This window comes from Bacteroides luti (assembly GCF_900128905.1).
Lineage (GTDB): Bacteria > Bacteroidota > Bacteroidia > Bacteroidales > Bacteroidaceae > Bacteroides > Bacteroides luti.
On the sequence record NZ_FQTV01000002.1, the window covers coordinates 307,916 to 329,805 of the forward strand.

A 21,890-nucleotide genomic window follows, 5' to 3' on the forward strand; every position below is an offset into this window, starting at 1 on the left:
TTAGGCAGCAAAAGTACACTTTCTTTCATAATTCAAGTTATAATTCAACTTACTTTTTTCTTATTTGATTCATAATTTAATTCTTTATTTGTTTCTTTGCAAAAAAAATGGGATTATGCCTACATTTGTTCAGATTATAGAATTCTTCGGAACTTTTGCTTTTGCCATTAGTGGCATACGTTTAGCTTCTGCTAAACAATTCGACTGGTTTGGCGCTTATGTTGTTGGATTGGTTACTGCTATTGGCGGTGGAACTATCCGTGATGTTCTTCTCGATGTAACACCTTTTTGGATGACAAATCCGGTTTATCTTATTTGTTCTGCCCTGGCTTTATTCTGGGTAGTAGTTTTTGGCAAACAATTAGTTCATTTACATAATACATTCTTTATTTTCGACTCCATTGGTCTTGCTCTTTTTACCGTTGTTGGAGTTGAAAAAACTATAGCTTTAGGTTTTCCTTTTTGGGTTGCTATTGTAATGGGAAGTATTACAGGTGCAGCAGGCGGAGTGATTCGTGATATCTTTATTAACGAGATTCCACTTATTTTTAGAAAAGAAATCTATGCAATGGCTTGTATAGTGGGAGGATTAGTGTTTTGGGGCTGTTCTTTTATGAATCTGGACAGTATGTTGATTCAATGTATCAGTGGTTTTAGTGTTTTTCTCACAAGAATTCTTGCAGTAAAATATAATATCTGTTTACCGAAGTTAAAAGGAGAATGACCTGAAAACTGTTATTTAACGGTGCGAAAATTGTTATTAATAATATACCCCCCAATTGCTGATAGAATTTGGGCTATCTAACACACTTATTTTATATAATATTGTAACAAGTAAAAACAGTATTAACACAAATAAGCAAAGTTATGAAAAGTTTAAATTTTAAAAGTGATCTGCTGGGAGTACAGGACGAACTACTTCGCTTTGCGTATAAATTAACAGCAAACAGGGAAGAAGCAAACGATTTATTGCAGGAAACATCCTTGAAAGCACTCGACAACGAAGACAAATTTACACCCGATACCAACTTTAAGGGGTGGATGTATACTATAATGCGTAATATATTCATTAATAATTATCGGAAGGTGATGAGAGATCAAACATTCGTTGATCAGACAGAGAATATGTACCATCTTAATCAATCACAAGATTCAGGCTTCGATAGCACTGAAGGAGCTTATGACATTAAAGAAATTCATAGAGTAGTTAATTCATTGCCAAAAGAATATATGGTACCTTTTTCTATGCATGTTTCTGGTTTTAAATATCGTGAAATTGCTGATAAACTAAATTTACCTCTCGGAACAGTGAAGAGCCGCATCTTTTTTACGCGACAACGGTTGCAACAACAATTAAAGGATTTTGTATGATGCTTATAAAATATGATATATTTTTGGTAATTTAAGGGGGTAATTCTAATAAAAATGGTATTACTCCCTTTCTTTTTCTAATTTGAAATATAAATATGATATTAAACATATTTTAAAAATGGCGATTTTATTTATTTCCTTGACATATTGTCAATTCATTTGTTATCTTTGCAATAGCATTTTAATAAACTTTTATAATCTTATATAGCGCTATTACAATGAAAAAAGAAATTAAATTTAGCCTTCTTTACCGGGATATGTGGCAATCTTCCGGAAAGTATCAACCAAGAGCTGATCAATTGGCAAGAATTGCACCACTAATTATTGAAATGGGATGTTTTGCTCGCGTGGAGACCAACGGAGGAGCTTTTGAACAAGTAAACTTATTGTACGGTGAGAACCCAAATAATGCAGTGAGAACTTTCACGAAACCATTAAATGAAGTTGGTATTCAAACCCATATGCTCGATCGTGGATTGAACGGGCTACGTATGTATCCAGTCCCTGCTGATGTTCGTAAACTAATGTATAAAGTAAAGAAAGCACAAGGCGTTGATATAACTCGTATTTTTTGCGGTTTAAATGATGTGAGAAATATAATTCCTTCTATTACTTATGCTTTGGAAGCAGGTATGATTCCTCAAGCTTCACTTTGTATTACTTTCTCTCCTGTACATACAGTAGAGTATTATTCGGATATTGCTGAACAGTTAATTGCTGCAGGAGCTCCTGAGATTTGTTTAAAGGATATGGCAGGTATTGGTCGTCCTGTAATGCTTGGAAAATTAGTAAAGGCAATAAAGGATAAACATCCAGAGGTTATCATAGAGTACCACGGACATTCAGGTCCTGGATTTTCTATGGCTTCCATTCTGGAGGTTTGTGAAAACGGTGCAGATATTATTGATGTTGCCATGGAGCCATTGTCTTGGGGAAAAGTTCATCCAGACGTATTATCTGTTCAGGCTATGTTGAAAGATGCCGGTTTCCAGGTTCCTGAAATTAATATGAAGGCTTATATGAAGGCCCGTAGTTTAACTCAAGAGTTTATTGATGACTTCTTAGGATATTTTATTGATCCTACTAATAAACATACTTCTTCATTGCTTATTGGTAGTGGTTTACCTGGAGGTATGATGGGGTCAATGATGGCCGATTTAAAGGGTGTTCAATCTGGAATTAATATGTATTTAAAAAGCAAGAACCAAAATGAACTTAGTATTGATGATCTATTGGTGATGCTTTTTGATGAAGTAGCTTACGTTTGGCCAAAATTAGGTTATCCTCCTTTAGTTACTCCATTTAGCCAGTATGTGAAGAATGTTGCATTGATGAATGTTATGCAAATGGTTAAAGGGGAAGAGCGCTGGAGTATGATTGATTCTCATACATGGGATATGATCTTAGGCAAGAGCGGTAAATTGCCTGGTGAACTTGCTCCGGAAATCATTGAACTGGCTAAATCAAAAGGGTATGAATTTACAGACGAGAATCCACAAGATAATTTCCCAGATGCTCTGGAAACATATAAAAAAGAAATGGATGATAATGGATGGGAATATGGTCCGGATAATGAAGAATTGTTCGAACTGGCTATGCATGATCGTCAATATCGCGATTATCGTTCGGGTATAGCAAAGAAACGCTTTGAAGATGAATTACAAAGAGCCAAAGATGCAGAAATGCAGAAAAATGGCTTTACTGAAGAGGATATAAAGAAATTAAAACGTGCTAAAGCTGAACCAATTACAGCTCTTGAAAAAGGACAGGTATTTTGGGATGCAAGTTTTGAATCTGGATCTACTCCTCCAGCTATTGGTCAGAAATTCTATCCAGAAGAAACATTTTGTTATATTGGTACTTTATGGGGAACTTATGATAAGATTCCGGCCAATTTCTCAGGTCGCATAGTTGAAGTTTGTGTGAAACAAGGAGCTCATGTAAACAAGGGTGATATTCTTGCTTATATAGAAAGAATAGAGTTGTTTGCATAAAATTAGAAATAAGTTTTTGTGATATTATAGTAAGGCAGCAGTCACTTAGAATATTTAAGTAACTGCTGCCTCTTTTTCTACTTAATTTTATTAGATTGAAAGAATCTAATATAATCCAATTAAATACAAAGCTTAACTATTTGAATATTTAAATAGTATATCCAATTCTTAGGAAACCTTCACAAGTTCTTAGGAAACTTTCAACAAGGAATACTTTACTTTTTTTAATAAGAACAAGGAATATAAGAACTCACTTATTCTATATATCTTTATTTATGATCTAGTATAAATAAAAAGAAGGAGCTTTTCTGTTTGCCTTTTCGTTAGATAGTATTTACGGATATCGATTTATTTGAAATAAACCTGTTGCACTCCAATCAGGCGGTCGTATCTTTCCCCGAAAGGACGATGATATACTAATATCAGATATTCATTTTCTGTTTCATAGTAATTTCCTTCGGTGAGAGCAGTTGTAGTTTTGTTGCTATTAGTAGGTACAAAAAGGTATTGATAGTTATATGCTCCCTGTTTTAGCAATTGAATAGTCTCAAGAGCTTTCGTTTCAGGGTTGTATTTTAAGCAATAATTATCAGTTAAGTTGTCGTGAGTAAATGCTCCCTGCAAATAGAAGTTCCCATCCGGTAATTCATCTTTCCATGGAAGTGAAAAGTGAACCAGTAAATAGTCCGCTTCGATATCATTATTAGTAGCCCAATCATATCGTACCAGATAACGCCCGTTCTGGTCTTGATCGTAACTGTAGTTCTTTGTTCTTAGCTCATCTGGAATTAGAGTTACATGATAATACGGATCAAAAAACTTAATTCTTTGAATACCTTGTGCTGCATATTTTACGCTAACCATTTCGAATCGTCTGTATTCGTTCCCAGCATCGAATATCAGATTCTTATTATGCTCATATTTTAGTTCATTTGAACTGATATATGATGGTGTTAGATTAGTCACACAATTATCTTCACGTAGATTTTGCATAACTTTAATTTTTACCTCACTTTGAGGATTACGGATATTATATCCGTTATAATTGACGTTGAAAGAAACCTGTTGATGTGATTTGTTATTATCTATATCTGTATTGCTGCTTACTGTAGCCGAAACTGTTACTTTCTTTTCTATTACAGAAAAACAAGCTTTGCATACAGGTTTTGAATTATCATTATCGTCAAATATAGTAATAATATAGTTTCCTGAAGCTTTAAGTTTAACTTGCTCGTTAGGGAAAGATACTCGATAATGAGTATACTGCATAGTCGTATTCAATGAATTCTTGTAATCTTCAATAGGACTATTATTAAAACCTTCCAGAAATTCTATTTCGCTCAGTCCAGAAGGAGTCCAGTCTGCATTGTGATGTGAAATAATATATTGAAAACGGTGATATTCGTGTGATAGCTCATCAAAAGAGACTTCTAATACATCATCAGAATTCAGGTTAACGATTGGAGGTGCAAGCCAGTTATCGTTAACCTTTATCTGTAAGCTTTGAATGTTAGGCGAGAAAACTTCATTTCTCTGTGCTTTTACAAACAAAGCAGTAATCAGAAATACACATAATATCAGCAGTTTTTTCATAGGTTATAATAAATAGAGACTCTACTTTCCTTTTTTAGCAGGAGGAAATTTAGGTATTAATTGCATAACCCTCAATATTTTGGCCTGACGTCTGAGGATATATCTGGATGGATTTGCAGAATCGAATTTAATAGGGTTTGGTAAGGTTGCTGCAATTAAAGCACATTGCCCTCTGCTAAGTTTCTTTGCTGTAGTATGGAATTTGTATCTGGCAGTTGCTTCTGCTCCATAAATACCTTTTCCCATCTCTATGGAGTTTAAGTATACTTCCATGATACGCTGTTTAGACCATAGAGTTTCAATAAGAACGGTGAAATAAACCTCAAAACCTTTTCTTAACCATGATGATTCTGGCCATAGAAAAACATTTTTTGCAGTTTGTTGGCTGATAGTACTTGCTCCTCTGTTTCTTTTTCCTTCCTGACTCTCTTCTATGGCGAGTTGAATTGCTTGAAAATCAAATCCGTTGTGAGTGGCAAATTTGTTATCTTCGGATGCGATAACAGCCATTGGCAGATGTTTTGAAATCTTTTCAAAGGGGACCCATGTATGTTTTAGTTTAATTTCTTCACCATCTTTCATCTGTTCCATGCACCTGATTATCATTAATGGGGTAACATATACAGGTACAAAACGGTAGATTAACGTAACTAAAATTGTTGATCCAAAGAATGCAATAATAAGATTCCTAAGGATATGGAGGACTTTCTTTTTTACCATATTTAATGGATGTTGATTTTTACTATCATTATAAAAAGAAATCGTGTAAGCTATAAAACAGGCTTACACGATTTACTAATAATTTTGAAATAAATTATTTACTTGCGTCTTTAATCATTTGTTCACTTGCATACATGTAAACTTCTACACGGCGGTTTTGTGCTCTACCTTCAACAGTTTCATTGCTTGCAATTGGTTCTTGAAAGTCTTTTCCAAGTACATATTTAAACTGAGTTGTAGCAACTCCATTATTTCTTAGATATGTAGCAACTGAACCTGCACGTTCAGCAGATAATTTTTGGTTTACTGCTAATGAACCAGTATTATCTGTATGTCCATATACTGCGATGTCCATTGTTCTGTCTTCTGAAAGAACTTTAGCTAATTTAGTTAAAGCTGTTTTAGATGTAGCATTTAATACACTAGAATTAGTTGCGAATAAGATACCTCCGTCAAAAGTAACCTTTACGGCAGTAAGACCATTTGCATCTGTTATTTTTTCTACTTTTGCCTGTTCAATAGCAGCAGCTTCTGCAGCGGCTTTATCCATCTTCTTACCGATGATAACACCTGCACCTGCACCAACAGCCGTTCCTATAGCTGCACCAATAGCTGTACTTTTACCACTGTGTCCTGCAATTTGGCCAATAATAGCACCTAGAGCTGCACCTGAGCCAGCACCAATTAAACCACCTTTTGCTGTATTAGACATTCCGCATCCTCCAAATACCAAAGAGAAGCTTAATAAAACTGATAATAACTTAATCTTTTTCATAAAATTCACAAATTAATAGTTTTTTATTTATTTCTAGTCTTAATAAAGTTGTTACAAAGATATAAATTCTTTTGAAAGAATTGTTCAATTTATTGTAAGAAATAGCGTTTGATTGGCTTTTTCTTACAATAAATATTTATTTAAATTTAATAGAGAATTACATAAATGCAAGATTTTTAGAGCTTTGTAAAACCATTTGTTAAATTGCGATTGAAGGAATATTTAAGACCCGTTTCTTAATTATTGCAAACCATAGATAGGCAAAAAGGCCTTTTGCGATACTTGTGCAACTAATTGCCCACCAAATACCTTCAACTCCCATCCCTAGATTTGTAAGTATAATAGCTAGTGGGATACGTAAACAATTAAAAGTAATACTTATTATAGCGGGAGGCAATGTCCTGCCTGTTCCATAGAATAGTCCCTGAGTTGTAATTTCAAGTATCATAAATAATTGTGAGTATCCGTCTATGAATAAGAAAACTCCTCCTGCCAGTATTGCCTTTTCCTCGGGGACGAATAATGAAAATACTTCCTGTCCATAAAATATAAATAGAAATGTGCAGAAAGAGCCAAGAAGAGATGTAATCCATAAAGTTGCATTATATGCCTGTAATACCCGGCCTTGTTTTCCTGCTGCATAATTTTGAGAGATAAACGCACTGAGTGCACTCGAAAATCCTTGTGAAGTATTCCATGTAATAGCTTCGATTTGTCCCCCAAGGGTCATTGTCATTAAACCAATGTGTCCGCCTTGTTCAGAAGCTAACCTACAGATGTACATATTTACAAAGGCAAACAACGTGTTAAGTGTTGCAGCAGGAAGTCCTAGTCTAAGAATACGCAAAGTATAACTTTTCTGTAGTTTTGTAATAATACTAAAGCCACCTAATATATCTTTTTTCCCTTTTAACTTATAAAGAAACAAACCCAAAACTGAAGCCTGTGAAATCCATGTGGCAATTGCTGCCCCGGTGGTTCCCCATTCACATACAAAAATAAATATGGGGTCGAGTATTATATTTATTATTAATCCGGTACCACTTATATAAAAGGGAACTTTACTTCTTCCTGCCGCATTGTAAATGCCGGTAAAAGCTGTTGATAAAAACATAAATGGCATGGCAGAAGCAATAATTCTTAGATAAATAACTGCCTTTGCCGATATACTGCTATTTAATTCATAAACGCCTATGATTGGGTTGGCAAATATAAAAAGAAGTGTTCCCAATAATATGGATATAATAAGTGCTATAGTAAGATTATGAGATGCAAAAGTTTTGGCTTTATTTTCATCTTTAGCACCAATTGCTTGCCCCACACTAACTTCGGAACCAACTTTATTCAATAATGAAATAGATGTAGCCATCCATGCAAGTATACCTACAGTTCCAATTGCCGCAACAGCTTCGCTTCCTATTCTTCCTACCCATGCCGCATTGATAAGACTATAAGCCATTTGTATGAAAGAGGTTGCCATTATTGGCATGGCCAAATTGAAAAGCTGTTTAAAAATAGGTCCTTCCGTGAGGTGTTTTATTCCTTGCATTGAATATATATATTTTAATTTTATTGCAAAATTAGGAAATTATAATGGATATTAGCCGAACTGCAATCTGAAAAGAACTACCTTTGTATCTTAATAATACAAATATTTTAAGTTTTATGTCAATTCTTGCATTTACATTAATTCTTCTTCTGGGAGCATATCTGGCCGGATTGGCTGGCTCGCTAACCGGATTGGGTGGGGGAGTTGTTATTATTCCGCTACTAACATTAGGCTTTAATATAGATATTCGTTATGCCATAGGTTCTGCTTTGGTTGCTTCCATTGCCACTTCTTCAGGATCGGCTAGTGCTTACGTAAAAGAAGGAATAACCAATATGCGCCTGGGTATGTTTCTCGAAATAGCAACAACTATTGGTGCTGTTGTTGGTGCAACAATTGCAATTTATATGCCTACAAACGTAATTGCTATAATCTTTGGTATGGTGCTAATCTTCTCGGCAGTAATGACTATAAGAAAAAAGCATGATCATAATAATGTTATAGGAAGTGTTGCTGCCAGAAAATTAAAACTGAATGGTTCTTATCCTACAGCCGATGGACAAGTTCATTATCAATTGACCAATGTGTTTGGAGGTTTTTCCATGATGTCTCTTGCCGGAGTGCTTTCGGGACTGCTGGGCATCGGATCCGGAGCTTTAAAAGTTCTGGCTATGGATGCGGCAATGCGTGTTCCTTTCAAAGTTAGTACCACAACCAGTAACTTTATGATTGGAGTAACTGCAGCTGCCAGTGCGGTGGTTTATTTGCAAAGAGGTTACATTGATCCGGGTATTGCCTTTCCTGTTATTATTGGAGTATTGGGCGGAGCAACTACCGGTGCGAAGCTTCTTCCAAGAATGAATGTTAAGGTTTTGAGAATTATATTTAGTGTTGCAATATCAATTGTTGCTCTTAACATGATGTATAACGGCTTTAATAATAGATTCTAAGTATGTTTAAGAAAGATATGTCAGGTAAAATATTGGGAGATCGTGATCTTCAAAAGATTATTGGAACATTGCTTCGGTTTGGAGTGATTACAGCAAGTGTAATAGCCTTGTTAGGAGGAATTATTTATCTTTTTGTTCATGGAATGGAAGTAAGACCTGCTTACAATACTTTTCATGGCGAACCATCGGCATATACCAGTCTTGGGGGGATTATAGATAAGGTGCTTTCGATCGATGCACGCGGAATAATGCAGCTGGGAACTGTTGTGCTGATTATGACTCCTATATTGCGTGTTGTTTGCTCTCTTTTTTCCTTTGCAGTAGAAAGAGATAGATTGTATGTTGTGATTACTCTGGTTGTATTGTCGGTTATATTATTCAGTATGTTCTCGGGAATTAAAATATAATTCCATAAACAATTTAATTATGATGTATATCTAAGTGTTTTTTAGATGTATATCAAAGTGCTATTTAGATGTACGTCATAATACCCGTTTGATGTACATCTAAATATATTTTATTCACCATTCGTAGGAAAATGTATCCTTAAGTTCTTGTAACTCACATAAGAACTTTACTTTTCTTAAATTTATAAACAAAGAAATATGTTAATGTGTTCTTTGAGATAAAGAGCATATCCAATACCTATACATTTTTTGTTTATGAAGCTTTATATTATATCCAACAGACTTCCACTGAGAGCAACCAGAACAGAATCGGGCGATTTTGAATTCTGTCATAGTGAAGGCGGACTGGCCACAGGGCTGGGATCGCTAACTATGGATGTGGAAAAACATTGGATAGGGTGGCCGGGAATTTATACAGAATCAGATGAGGAAAAAGAAAAGATAATAAGTTATCTTCAACCATATAATTTCCATCCGGTATTTCTGTCTCAGGAACAGATACAAAACTTTTATGAAGGATACAGTAACAGTACCCTTTGGCCCTTGTGCCATTACTTTTTTTCTTATATTGAGTATGAAAACAAGTACTGGGAATCTTATAAACAGGTTAATGAACTTTTTTGCCAGAGTGCAGTACCACTACTTGAACCGGGAGATATTGTCTGGGTGCAGGATTATCACTTGATGCTTCTTCCTCAGCTGCTTAGAAATTCTACAAAAGAGGTCAGCATTGGTTACTTTCACCATATACCGTTCCCGTCTTATGAACTGTTTCGCGTACTTCCCGAAAGAGCTGATATTCTGAATGGACTGTTGGGAGCCGATTTGATAGGTTTTCATACTCACGATTATATGAGGCATTTTGTGAGTGCTGCCGAGCGTGTTCTGGATTTGCGATTTAGGCTCGATCATGTATTGCTTGATACACGGATCGCTTATGCAGATGCCTTTCCTATGGGTATTAATTATTCCCTCTATCATGATGCCATACTCAATCCTTCTGTGCAACAAAAAGCTTTTGAACTGAAGAAAAACTATGGAACTCACAAGCTAATTCTTTCTGTAGACAGGCTTGATTACAGCAAAGGAATACTTCATCGTTTGAGAGGCTTTGCTCTTTTTCTGGAAAGACACCCGGAATATAAAGAGAAGGTATCAATGGCTATGATTATTGTTCCTTCAAGAGATAAAGTTGACAGGTATGCCGGCCTGAAAACAAAGATAGATGAATCGATAGGTGCCATCAATGGAAAGTATTCCACAATTAACTGGACTCCGGTTTATTATTTCTATCATAGCTTTGCTTTCGAAGAACTGGTTGCTATGTATAATATTGCGGATATAGCTTTGGTTACCCCACTCAGAGATGGTATGAATCTGGTAACAAAAGAATATCTTGCAGCCAAGAGAGATACTCCGGGAGTGTTGATTCTGAGTGAAATGGCTGGCGCGTCTATCGAACTGAGAGAAGCAATTATTGTAAATCCTAATGATGTGGGTGAAATAGAACAGGCAATTCTAAAGGCTTTGGAAATGCCTGTCGACGAACAACTGCGGAAACTACGGATGATGCAGGAAGATATATCAAAACAAACTGTAGACAAATGGGCAAACGATTTTGTTCACGAAATAAAAAGAATCAAATTGCAGAATGAAGCTTTGAATAGAAAAAGAATAGAGGATCGCATTTTTAAGCAGATTCAGGGAAAGTATAAAGAAGCTGCAAGCAGACTCCTGATTCTGGATTATGACGGAACACTTTGTAAATTCTGTAATAATCCCGAAGATGCTGTACCTACACCTGAATTAATGGAAGTCCTTTCAAACCTATGCGAAGATAATATGAATAAAGTAGTTATCAGTAGCGGAAGAGATCATCACACTTTAGATCGTTGGTTTAGTCATTTACCAGTCGATCTGGCTGCAGAGCATGGTGCATTCTACAAAGAAAAGGGTATATGGAATGAAAATGTTCAGACCAATCATTGGGATGAGGAAATTATTTCTATTCTACAATCATTCATTGATAAAACCCCACACTCCAGATTAGAACAAAAAGAAACAGCCTTAGTGTGGCATTATCGGAATGTCGATACATGGCTGGCTTCCTTGCGCGAACAACAATTGATAAATGCATTGATAACTCCTTGTGCAAGGCAAAATCTTCAGATTATGCAGGGAGATAAGATTGTTGAAATTAAATCTCCTCTCTACACAAAAGGCTCGGAGGCTCGCAGAATATTGCAGAACGACCACTTTGGCTTTATTCTTGCCATGGGAGACGATGTAACAGATGAAGATACCTTTCGTGAACTTCCTGCTGATGCGTACACTATAAAAATAGGAAATATTTCCGAAATTGCTCGTTACAGCTTGTTGTCACAATCGGAAGTACTTCCCTTTTTAAAACGGCTGACTGAAAAATAAACTACGGTTTTACGAATTTTGGTCCTTCAATCTCTTTGGAAAAAAGAAGCGCTGTATCAATCAATGCAAGATGCGAATAAGCTTGCGGGAAATTACCCAGCTGGTCTTTGGTTTCGAAATCCAGGTCTTCGCTAAATAGTCCTAAATGATTGGCATAACTTATTAGCTCATTAAACATATTCAAAGCCTCTTCTTCTTTTCCTGTCACAAACAAAGCTCGAATCATCCAAAAAGTACAAATGGTAAAAGCTGAAGTAGGTTTACCAAAGTCATCTTTATTATTATAGCGATACATCAATCCTTTGTAATTTAAACTTTGAAAAATAGCTTCAACAGTCTTTATATATTTAGGATCATCTTCACTGATAAATCCGTATGCTTCCATTAATAGCAGAGAAGCATCCAGATCAGTGCTACCGTATGATTGAGAGAAACTCTGAATTTCCTCATTCCATCCATTCTCAAGAACATCTTCCTTTATGATTTCTGCAGTCTCCCTCCATCTTTTCGAATAACTATCGTTATGCAAAAAGCAGGCAATCTTTGCTGCTCTGTCTATAGCCACCCAACACATTATTTTAGAAAAAACAAAATGTTTTTCTTCTCCACGTATTTCCCAGATACCTTTATCCGGCTTTCTCCAGTCTTCGGTGACTGTTTTTACTACATTCTTTACTACAGCAAACATGCTCTCTACTTCATCCAGAGTACCTAAAGAGTAGCGATAGTATTTGTAAAGAACATCCATCAGATATCCAAACGAGTCATTCTGCTTTTGTGTATAAGCAGCATTCCCAATTCTTACAGGACGCGAATTTTTAAATCCACTCAAGTGTGACAATTCTTCTTCTTTTAATTCGCGGTCTCCACGAATGCTGTACATTATCTGCAATGTTTCTTGTTTAGATCTTACAATGTTTAAAATAAACGATATAAAACGTTGAGCTGTGCCCTGATGTCCCGTTTTTATAAGTGTTTCAATAGACATGGAAGCATCACGAAGCCAGCAGAAACGATAATCCCAGTTTCGTACATCTCCTATAGATTCGGGTATACTGGTTGTCAGAGCAGCAAGAACAGCTCCCGACCGATTGTAAGTCATAAGTTTCAGAACAAGAATGCTACGTTCTATCTCTTTATTATATTTCATATATTTTTTAGAGCGGTTAGTCCAGTTTAGCCAATATACTTTTGTCCGTTCGTACTCTATTTCCACTCTATCAAGATTAATCTTAATCAGTTTCTGGTTATATGAAATTACAATATACTCGTCATGCGTAATTTCGAATTCTGCCTTATTGATTATTTTATTGAAATCTAAACTGGAATAAAAATAGATCGTATCACGGTTGCTTAGCTTAGAATATGTTTTAAGATATTTTGGTCCTGTTATGTGATACACTTCTGCCTGAGCATAATCCATTCGTAGGTCATAATTCACTTTAAAACGTGGCTTCCCATATTTATGCCTTATTAGTCGATGAATCTCCGGAGGCATATAATATCCTTTTAATTCACTGATATTGTAACGTGGCATAAAATCAATAACCTCAAATCCTCCTTCATCCGATTCGAATGTTGTAGACAGAATATTTGTATGTTCAATATATTTCTGACTTGTTCTGTATTTATCATCAACAATAAAACTCAGACAACCTCCTTTATCTTTGTCTAGTATCCTGGCAAATATAGAAGGTGAATCAAATTCGGGAATACAAAACCAGTCAATACTTCCTTTGTCAGAAATTAACGCAGCAGTTCTACAGTTGCCAATAGCTCCATAATTGAGATGTTCCATATATCATTTTATATAGGTTATTTTATAAATAACAAACATTTATCTTAAATAAAAGTTTTGTTTCTAAACCCTATATTCTACTTATATTTTGTAATATTGTAGCCTTATTATCCAGCTGAAACTATTTTTATGAGCAATTTAAATATAACTCCTTTTGCGAGGCCACTCTATGTGATGGTGAAATCCGTAGGATCTGTTTGCAACCTCTCCTGTGATTACTGTTATTATCTTGAAAAATCGAAACTTTATAATGAGGCAAAGAATCATGTAATGAGCGAAGAACTTTTAGAGAAGTTTATTGATGAATATATTAATTCTCAGACAATGCCGCAGGCCTTGTTTACTTGGCATGGAGGAGAGCCATTGATGAGGCCGATAAGCTTTTATAAGAAAGCGGTTGAATTGCAGAAAAAATATGCCAGAGGAAGAACTATTGATAACAGTATTCAGACGAATGGAACACTGCTTACTGATGAATGGTGCAGGTTTTTCAAAGAAAACAATTTTCTTGTCGGAGTATCAATTGACGGACCTCAGGAATTTCATGATGAGTATCGCAAAAACAGGCAAGGCCAACCGTCATTTGCAAAGGTGATGAAAGGCATTGAATTATTGAAGAAGCATGGTGTAGAATATAATGCCATGGCTGTTGTAAATGATTTCAATGCTGATTATCCATTGGATTTTTATCATTTCTTTAAAGAGATTGATTGTCATTATATTCAGTTCACTCCTATAGTTGAACGAATTTCACAACGTGCCGACGGACTATCTTTATCTTCACCTATCCAAAATGAAAAAGCTGAACTGACTGATTTTAGTGTTTCGCCAGAACAATGGGGTAATTTCCTTTGTGCTATTTTCGATGAGTGGGTACGTAAAGACGTAGGCAATTATTACATTCAGCTTTTCGATTCAACTCTAGCCAACTGGATTGGTGAACAACCCGGTGTTTGTTCAATGGCAAAGAATTGTGGTCATGCCGGTGTAATGGAATATAACGGAGATGTTTATTCCTGCGATCATTTTGTGTTTCCGGAATACAAATTAGGTAACTTGTATTCAAATACTCTGGTTGAAATGATGTATAGCGATAAGCAGGCAAAGTTTGGTGAAGCAAAATCAAAAACATTACCTACGCAGTGTAAAGAGTGTGAGTTCTTGTTTGCCTGCAATGGGGAGTGTCCCAAAAATCGTTTTACTTTTACCGAAACTGGTGAGCCGGGTTTAAATTATTTATGTAAAGGCTATCACAAGTTCTTTAAGCATATAGCACCTTATATGGATTTTATGAAAAAAGAACTAATGAATGAACGACCACCTGCAAATGTAATGGAATGGATTAAAGAGTCGGGAATCTGAGAAACTTAAATTATAAATACAGATATTATGCGAAATCTTGAAATTCAAAGGTGTGACAGTACAAATGCTGATTTTCGGAATCTTATAAAGTCTCTGGATGCAGAACTTGATGAAAGATATGGTAATTTGCAAAAGCAATATGATGTGTACAATCAAATAGAATTTCTGGAGACTGTTGTTGTTGCTTATGAAGAGAATACACCTGTTGGTTGTGGTTGCTTTAAAAGAGCTGATGACCAGAATGTAGAAATGAAAAGAGTTTTTGTTTGGAATAATTGCAGAGGAAAAGGTATAGCTTCTTTAATATTAAAAGAACTGGAATGCTGGGCAAAGGAGAAAGGCTTCCTTTATTCTATACTTGAAACAGGCAGTAAACAACATGAAGCAATTAATCTGTATAAAAAGAAAGGGTATGAAATAACTGATAATTTTGGCCAGTATATAGGCAATACAAACAGTATTTGTATGAAGAAAGCGTTGTAATAATATGAATATTCCCAATATCATATCATTCTCCCGAATCATTCTTTCAGTAATATTGCTGTTTTTAATGAATTCGGTAACACTGTTCCTAATTCTATTTTTCATAGCAGGAATAACAGATGTTGCCGATGGTTATATTGCCAGAAAGTTTAAGATGGTTACTGCTTTAGGTGCGCGGATTGATTCAGTAGCCGACATTTTCTTTCACATAGTATTACTACTTCTTCTGTTTCTTAACTATAGGTGGGTATTTACTGAAAATGCAGCACTGTTCGTTGCTATATTGGTTATTAAGTTTCTTTCTATAATAGTTTCGAAAATGAAGTTTTGTAAAATTATATTTCTGCATACTTTAGCTAATAAACTAACTGGATTTCTGGTTTTTGTTGCAGTTCCTACTGTTATGTTGGTGGAAAATAATTCTTTCCTTCCCGCTTTATTATACATTGCTTTGTTGACGGCTTTGGAAGAGTTACTTATTTTGATAAAAGAAAAAGAAGTAAATGAAAATAGAAAAAGTTTATTTATAAAATAAAGGTTTTGGAAATCTATGGAAAAGATAAAGAAAATAGCTATAGGAGAGAATCTTATTCTTAAGCAAATAGAATTGAAAGATGCAGCTGATATCTTTAATACAATAAACAGTCAAAGAGACTATTTAAGAAAGTGGCTTCCGTTTGTTGATTTTACTAAAGAACTTAAAGATAGTCAGTCATTTATTTTATCTGCAATGAATGTTCCTGATGACGAACGAGAATTCTTGTTTGTAATACATTACAATAATTCTTTTGCCGGATTAATAGGCTTTAAGGATACAGATAAGCTGAATAGGAAAACAGAAATTGGTTATTGGCTCTCCGAAAACTACCAGAAAAAAGGTATAATTACTGAATCTGTAAAAGCTTTGCTTCACTTTGCTTTTGATGAGCTTAATATAAATCGTGTTCAGATTAAATGCGCTGTAGGGAACACTCCAAGCAAAAATATTCCGAAAAGGTTAGGATTTAAATTTGAAGGTATAGAACGTGATGGCGAGTTATTGGTTGATAACCAATTTACAGATATTGAAGTATATAGTTTAATTAAAAAAGATATTTGCAGCTAATGGAATTTATAATTAGAAAAGCCCAAGAGTACGACTATCCAGTAATTTTCTCTATGATTAGAGACTTTGCAGCATTCGAGAATTGCTCAGATAAATTAGAAAATACGCTTGAGCTTATGCAGAAAGAAAAGGAATTTATAAATTGTTTAGTAGCTGAAACTGAGTCAAAAGAAATAGTTGGATACGTGATCTATTTCTTCGCATATTATACCTGGTTTGGAAAATCACTTTATATGGATGATCTATATGTAAAAGATACATTTCGTGGAAAGGGCATAGGTAGCTCTTTGATTAATTCTGTGATTGATTTTGCCAGAAAAGAAGATTGCCACAAATTACGTTGGCAGGTTTCTGGTTGGAATAACCCTGCTATTGAATTTTATAAGAAACTTGGTGCAACCATTGATGATGTTGAACGAAATTGCGATTTAATTTTTTAATTGACCGTTAGCTGTCATAGTTCGTATTTGATATTTACTCCGATTTGCATTGTTAAACAAATTAACAATGCAAATCGGAGCTTTTTTATTCAAAATACTTAATACTTCTCCATAAAACAAGGCATTTAACTGTTTCTGATAAATTGTTAATTAATATTTCAATAAGTTTTTTTTAGAAAAAATATCTCATCTAAATTAAAAACTATCTAAATTTGACCAATCAAACAAAAAAGTCAAATAGAATAAAGATAAAAAACATATAAAGAATAATGGTAATTAATAAACGTTGTGGAGATAGTCAGAGTAAGACGGAACAGATTATAAAGGTTGCTCAAAAACGCTTTGGACAATATGGTTTTGAAAAAACAACTATGAACGAAATAGCTTCAGACCTGAATATGTGCAAAGGATCTTTGTACTATTATTTTCCAGACAAAGAACATATATATCTTGCTGTTGCTAAGAAAGAACATGATTTCTTTGTTGATTTAGTCCGCGAAAAAATGTCTACGCTTACTGAAGCTTCTGATATGATTAGGGAATATGTTGATATCAGAGTTTCATATTGGGGAAAGCTACTTAATCTAACCAGACTACGTCATGACTATGCTCACGAATTACATTCAATGATGCATGGCTTATGGACCGAATTCAGAATTCAGGAAGAGGAAATGGTCATCAATATTTTGAATGTAGGCATAACAAAAGGACAATTTGAAGCCTGCAATATAAACGAATATGCAGAGTTACTCCTTGATGGTATGAAAGGATTATCCATGTCGGCACTCAGAAATAAAGATATTTTCTATCTGGAAGCACATGAATATGACAGATTGCTTCGGATGATCAATTTATTTGTAGAAATGTATATAAAGTCATTAAAAAAATAAAGGTAATAAGTAGTATTTTAAGGTATGAAGAAAGGTAAAAAGGAGAAAGGAATTAAAGTGTATATTCCTTTGATTGTAGTGATTGCAATTGTTTTGTGTGGTGGATGGTATTGGTATAGTGAGTATACAAAATATGTATCTACAGATGATGCACATATTGATTCGGATAACTATGCTATCAGCTCTAAAATTCTGGGACGTATCAATCACATTTATTTCGAAGAAGGCGATTCTGTGAAGAAAGGTGAATTACTAGCAGAACTTGACAGTACAGAACTTCATGCTCAGAAGATGCAGGCTATCGCTAATCTGGCTCAATCGGAAGCTGCACAATTACAGTCTGAAGCAAAGTTGAATTACGACCAGGAAAACATCAAGGTATTTCAGGTTGGTTTGTCAAAGGCGCAGGAAGATTATGCTCGTGCAAAAGAACAGTATAAGGGCGATGTAATTACAAAAGAACAGTTTGATCATTCAAAGAAAGCGTGGGAAACAGCTAAGGCACAACTTGAAGCTGCAAAAAGCCAGTTATCTGTTTCGAGAGCACAAATCGGATCTTCTAAGGCTGCTATCGAAACAACAAGAGCACAGATTGGGGTTATTTCAACACAACTGAATAACACTCATTTATATGCTCCTATAGATGGCGTTGTAGCTAAAAAATGGTTGCTTGATGGTGATGTATCTCAACCAGGACAGAATATTCTTACTGTTACAAATACTAAGAAACTTTGGGTAACAGTTTATCTTGAAGAGACAAAGATGGCCGGATTACATTTGGATCAGAAAGCTAAATTAGAAATTGATGCTTATCCTGATGTGAAATTTACCGGAAGAATTATTCAGTTAAGTTCAAATACTGCATCTCAGTTCTCACTTATTCCACCCAATAATGCATCTGGTAACTTTACTAAGGTAACTCAGAGAGTTCCTTTAAAAATTTCCATTGATGGTACAGAAGACAATACCTCATTAAGTAAATACAAACTGTTGGCAGGTATGTCAGTTGTTGTAAAGATTGTCAAAGGTTAATAAATGAGAGATATTACACTTGCACACCGATTTCGCAGGAAAGTAAGAAATCGGAACTCTGCTTTTCATCCACAACATGATGAATATAAATGGTGGTTGCTTGGCAATATTATGATTGGTACATTCATGGCTGTGCTCGACTCTACCATCGTAAACGTTGCTTTGCCCAAAATCATGACATCTTTTGGTGTGGGAATTGATAAGATAGAGTGGGTATCTACCGCCTACATGCTTGCAATGGCAGTAATGCTGCCAACTTCAGGATGGATGGCTGATAAGTTTGGATACAAACGCATGTATTTTTTAGGCCTGGTACTATTTACGTTGGGGTCTTTGTTATGCGGAATGTCCGGAAATGAAGATATGCTTATCATTTCCCGTGTAATTCAGGGATTTGGCGCCGGAGCGATACAACCTTTGGGTATGGCAATTATATCCAGGGAATTTCCGCCCAAACAAAGAGGACTTGCGCTGGGATTCTGGGCTATCGCCGCTGCTGCATCAGTATCATTTGGTCCGCTAATCGGAGGATATCTTGTAGATAACTTCAGTTGGCAGCTGATTTTTGATGTAAATGTGCCTATTGGTATTATAGGAATGGCTGCAACACTAATTATACAAAGCGAATATAAAAGTAAGAAGGTACGTAAGTTCGATCTTGTTGGATTCATTTCAGCAGTGATATTTCTGCCTTTGCTTCTTTATGCTCTTTCTCAGGGTAATGCTGCAACTAATTCCGATGGATGGGGTGCTCCGTATATATTGGTATGTCTGGCAATCTCGTTTATAATGATGGTTGTATTCATCACTGCCGAATTTACAGTTGATGAACCATTGCTTGATTTGCGATTATTGTCCGACCGTAATTTCGGAATCTGTTCGCTTATTATGCTAATGTTTAGTATCGGTATGTTTGGAAGTACATTCCTGTTACCACTTTATCTTCAGAATTCACTGGGATATACAGCTTTGCAGGCTGGGGCCGTTTTCCTTCCGGTTGGTATAATACAGGGAACAATGTCTCCAATATCCGGTTTTCTGGGAAATAAGATAAATTCGAAATGGATGATTATAACAGGAGTTGGTTTGCTTGCGTTCAGTTTTTATCTGAACTCTTCATTCTCGTTCCTTACTGAACGTCCATATATTATGATGGGATTGTACATACGCGGATTTGCGTTGGGTATTATATTCACTCCGCTAAGTACGCTTTCCTTGTCGCAGATTCCACGTGAGAAAATGGCTCAGGCATCCGGGGTAACGAATACAATCCGCCAGATCGGGGGTAGTCTTGGAGTGGCAATACTTACCACTGTACTAACTACCAGAGTTACTTATCACAACGAACTCTATAGTGAAGCTATCCAGCCTTATTCTCCTACCTATGTTCAGGTTAAGAACGGACTTCAGAACTATGCGCAACGAACAGTTGGAAGTTCTCCTGCTGTGGCGGCTCAGCAAGGGCAGACATTGCTGGTGTCAAACATAGCTAAGCAGGCATATATTCAGGGAGTTGACGACGACTTTTTACTGGTAGCCGTTATTACCATTCTGGGTAGTGCTCCTGTATTTTTATTACGCAGAAAGAATCACAACGTATAATAAAGTCAGATTATGATTAATCAAATATATAAAATAACATTTCTACTGGGCCTTTTCGCAGGATGTACTTTTTCTGCTTCAGCTCAGCAACAAGCGGATTCATTGTCATTCCAGGATGTTATGGCAAGAGTAATCCAGAGCCATCCTTCAGTGAAAGAAGCCGAAGAAGTGCTCAATGGTGCTAAAGCCAAAATAGAATTGGCTAAATCAGCTTATTTGCCAACTGTCGATTTAAATGCTACATATTCCCGTGTTGGTCCGGTAACTAAAGTTACTTTTCCTGAATTCGGTACGTTTCAGTTGAATCCGTATGATAATTATAATGCAGGAATTAATGTAAATCAAACCATTTACGATTTTGGAAAAACATCCAAATCGGTCGACGTTGAGAATAAGAAAAGAGAGATCAATAAAATATCTATTGATCAGATTAAGCAGAACCTTTCAATGCTTGTAACCAATAACTATTACACATTGGTTTATATTCAGAATGCCATTGATATAAAGAATGAAGAACTGCTTAATTTGCAGAATCATTTAAAAACAGTCCAGAAGAAAAGTGAAACAGGTTCTGCTACAAAATACGAAATACTTACCACGCAGGTAAAAATTTCAACTATTGAAAGTCAGAAGTATGATCTTGAAGCTTCATTCCGCACTCAGCAAGCTGTTCTGAATACTCTATTGGGACTTCCGGAAGAAACTCCTCACAGAGTAACCACTTCACTTTCCACAGAAACTCTTTCTGCAGAAGAATCATCTGTGAATTATGCCATTGAGCACAGAGAAGAGGTGAAACTGGCAAAAGAAAAAACGGAACTTGAACACTTGAATTATAGCGTAATAAAGTCAGCCAATAACCCTGTTATAAATGCTTTTGGCTCAGCCGGATTTAAGAATGGATATACTCCTGATCTAAATAAGTTGAAGGGAAATTATGTAGTGGGAGTAGGAGTGAAAGTTCCTCTTTTCGATGCCAAAAGAACAAAGAACAACCTTCAGATTTCAAAGTCAAACCTAATTAGTTCTGAGTTTGAAACAGAGATTGCTAAAAGGAAAATAACGAATGAAGTGGTTGAGGCTCAGTCACAGATTATTGCGGTAAAGAAAAAAGTAGAGCAGTTTGATATTCAGTTGACTCATGCCATGCAGGCTTTTGATCTGGCAAAAGTAAGCTATAAAACCGGAGTTATAACCAATCTTGATTTGCTCGATTCAGAAACAGCAGTATCAGAAAGCCGTTTGCAATTGCTTAAAGCAAAGTTAGACCAGCTTGTTTGTATTCTGAAACTTAAGGTTGCAGCAGGAAAGCATATTTATTAAATAATATATTCAGGCCGCTGCACTCTGCATGAATAATCGTAGAGAAGCAGTGGCTTTTAATTTTTTAAA

The 21,890-nt window shown here is 35.5% G+C and carries 20 protein-coding genes; 15 read left to right on the forward strand and 5 right to left on the reverse strand.

The genetic code is table 11. From position 1 onward, the window contains the following. The first annotated feature begins 115 nt into the window (after positions 1-115). The 3 genes from BUC21_RS03050 to BUC21_RS03060 all read left to right on the forward strand — a co-directional run bounded on the left by BUC21_RS03050 (position 116) and on the right by BUC21_RS03060 (position 3,365). Positions 116-724: a trimeric intracellular cation channel family protein gene (locus BUC21_RS03050; protein WP_073399046.1), complete on the forward strand. Its 609-nt coding sequence runs from the start codon at positions 116-118 to the stop codon at positions 722-724. A gap of 143 nt (positions 725-867) precedes the next feature. Next, complete coding sequence (locus BUC21_RS03055; protein ID WP_073399047.1) at positions 868-1,371, forward strand: RNA polymerase sigma factor; 504 nt, start codon at positions 868-870, stop codon at positions 1,369-1,371. A 218-nt stretch (positions 1,372-1,589) separates the two neighbouring features. After that, a complete protein-coding gene (locus BUC21_RS03060; protein WP_073399048.1) occupies positions 1,590-3,365 on the forward strand; it encodes a biotin/lipoyl-binding protein in 1,776 nt (591 codons plus the stop codon). A 348-nt stretch (positions 3,366-3,713) separates the two neighbouring features. On the opposite strand, the gene BUC21_RS03065 is transcribed toward BUC21_RS03060, so the two are convergent. The 4 genes from BUC21_RS03065 to BUC21_RS03080 all read right to left on the reverse strand — a co-directional run bounded on the left by BUC21_RS03065 (position 3,714) and on the right by BUC21_RS03080 (position 8,002). Continuing rightward, positions 3,714-4,958: a type IX secretion system plug protein gene (locus BUC21_RS03065; RefSeq protein ID WP_073399049.1), complete on the reverse strand. Its 1,245-nt coding sequence runs from the start codon at positions 4,956-4,958 to the stop codon at positions 3,714-3,716. A 21-nt stretch (positions 4,959-4,979) separates the two neighbouring features. Further along, the gene (gene mtgA, locus BUC21_RS03070) at positions 4,980-5,678 is read right to left on the reverse strand and encodes a monofunctional biosynthetic peptidoglycan transglycosylase (RefSeq protein ID WP_073399050.1); all 699 of its coding nucleotides are present in this window, start codon (positions 5,676-5,678) and stop codon (positions 4,980-4,982) included. Between the two features lie 94 nt (positions 5,679-5,772). Then, positions 5,773-6,453: a YiaD family glycine zipper/OmpA-like lipoprotein gene (locus BUC21_RS03075; protein ID WP_073399051.1), complete on the reverse strand. Its 681-nt coding sequence runs from the start codon at positions 6,451-6,453 to the stop codon at positions 5,773-5,775. 199 nt (positions 6,454-6,652) lie between these two features. Further along, positions 6,653-8,002: an MATE family efflux transporter gene (locus tag BUC21_RS03080; protein ID WP_073399052.1), complete on the reverse strand. Its 1,350-nt coding sequence runs from the start codon at positions 8,000-8,002 to the stop codon at positions 6,653-6,655. 116 nt (positions 8,003-8,118) lie between these two features. On the opposite strand from BUC21_RS03080, the gene BUC21_RS03085 reads away from it, so the two are divergent. The 3 genes from BUC21_RS03085 to BUC21_RS03095 all read left to right on the forward strand — a co-directional run bounded on the left by BUC21_RS03085 (position 8,119) and on the right by BUC21_RS03095 (position 11,786). After that, on the forward strand, positions 8,119-8,952 hold the full coding sequence (locus tag BUC21_RS03085; protein ID WP_073399053.1) for a sulfite exporter TauE/SafE family protein: 834 nt from the start codon (positions 8,119-8,121) through the stop codon (positions 8,950-8,952). Between the two features lie 2 nt (positions 8,953-8,954). Beyond that, positions 8,955-9,359 (forward strand): DUF1634 domain-containing protein, encoded by a 405-nt coding sequence (locus BUC21_RS03090; RefSeq protein ID WP_245797049.1) that lies wholly within the window; start codon positions 8,955-8,957, stop codon positions 9,357-9,359. Positions 9,360-9,614: 255 nt separating this feature from the next. Continuing rightward, the gene (locus tag BUC21_RS03095) at positions 9,615-11,786 is read left to right on the forward strand and encodes a bifunctional alpha,alpha-trehalose-phosphate synthase (UDP-forming)/trehalose-phosphatase (RefSeq protein WP_073399054.1); all 2,172 of its coding nucleotides are present in this window, start codon (positions 9,615-9,617) and stop codon (positions 11,784-11,786) included. A 1-nt stretch (position 11,787) separates the two neighbouring features. Here BUC21_RS03095 and BUC21_RS03100 read toward each other — a convergent pair whose 3' ends face one another. Continuing rightward, entirely contained in the window at positions 11,788-13,584 is a 1,797-nt protein-coding gene (locus BUC21_RS03100) for a glycoside hydrolase family 15 protein (RefSeq protein WP_073399055.1), read from the reverse strand. A 129-nt stretch (positions 13,585-13,713) separates the two neighbouring features. Between BUC21_RS03100 and BUC21_RS03105 the strand changes: the two genes are divergently transcribed. From BUC21_RS03105 to BUC21_RS03145, 9 genes are all read left to right on the forward strand, one after another. Then, a complete protein-coding gene (locus BUC21_RS03105) occupies positions 13,714-14,946 on the forward strand; it encodes an anaerobic sulfatase-maturation protein (protein WP_073399056.1) in 1,233 nt (410 codons plus the stop codon). A 27-nt stretch (positions 14,947-14,973) separates the two neighbouring features. Then, positions 14,974-15,429: a GNAT family N-acetyltransferase gene (locus BUC21_RS03110; protein WP_073399057.1), complete on the forward strand. Its 456-nt coding sequence runs from the start codon at positions 14,974-14,976 to the stop codon at positions 15,427-15,429. A gap of 4 nt (positions 15,430-15,433) precedes the next feature. Further along, complete coding sequence (locus BUC21_RS03115) at positions 15,434-15,964, forward strand: CDP-alcohol phosphatidyltransferase family protein (RefSeq protein WP_073399058.1); 531 nt, start codon at positions 15,434-15,436, stop codon at positions 15,962-15,964. Between the two features lie 15 nt (positions 15,965-15,979). Next, entirely contained in the window at positions 15,980-16,534 is a 555-nt protein-coding gene (locus BUC21_RS03120; protein WP_073399059.1) for a GNAT family N-acetyltransferase, read from the forward strand. Beyond that, positions 16,534-16,974, forward strand: a complete 441-nt coding sequence (locus BUC21_RS03125; RefSeq protein WP_073399060.1) for a GNAT family N-acetyltransferase — start codon at positions 16,534-16,536, stop codon at positions 16,972-16,974. Before BUC21_RS03120 ends, BUC21_RS03125 begins: the two co-directional genes overlap by 1 nt. A gap of 269 nt (positions 16,975-17,243) precedes the next feature. After that, positions 17,244-17,864, forward strand: coding sequence for a TetR/AcrR family transcriptional regulator (locus tag BUC21_RS03130; protein WP_073399061.1), 621 nt, complete (start codon positions 17,244-17,246; stop codon positions 17,862-17,864). A gap of 24 nt (positions 17,865-17,888) precedes the next feature. After that, the gene (locus BUC21_RS03135) at positions 17,889-18,896 is read left to right on the forward strand and encodes an HlyD family secretion protein (RefSeq protein WP_073399062.1); all 1,008 of its coding nucleotides are present in this window, start codon (positions 17,889-17,891) and stop codon (positions 18,894-18,896) included. 3 nt (positions 18,897-18,899) lie between these two features. Further along, a complete protein-coding gene (locus BUC21_RS03140) occupies positions 18,900-20,498 on the forward strand; it encodes a DHA2 family efflux MFS transporter permease subunit (protein WP_083547569.1) in 1,599 nt (532 codons plus the stop codon). Between the two features lie 12 nt (positions 20,499-20,510). Then, a complete protein-coding gene (locus tag BUC21_RS03145) occupies positions 20,511-21,821 on the forward strand; it encodes a TolC family protein (protein ID WP_073399063.1) in 1,311 nt (436 codons plus the stop codon). Positions 21,822-21,890 lie beyond the last annotated feature (69 nt).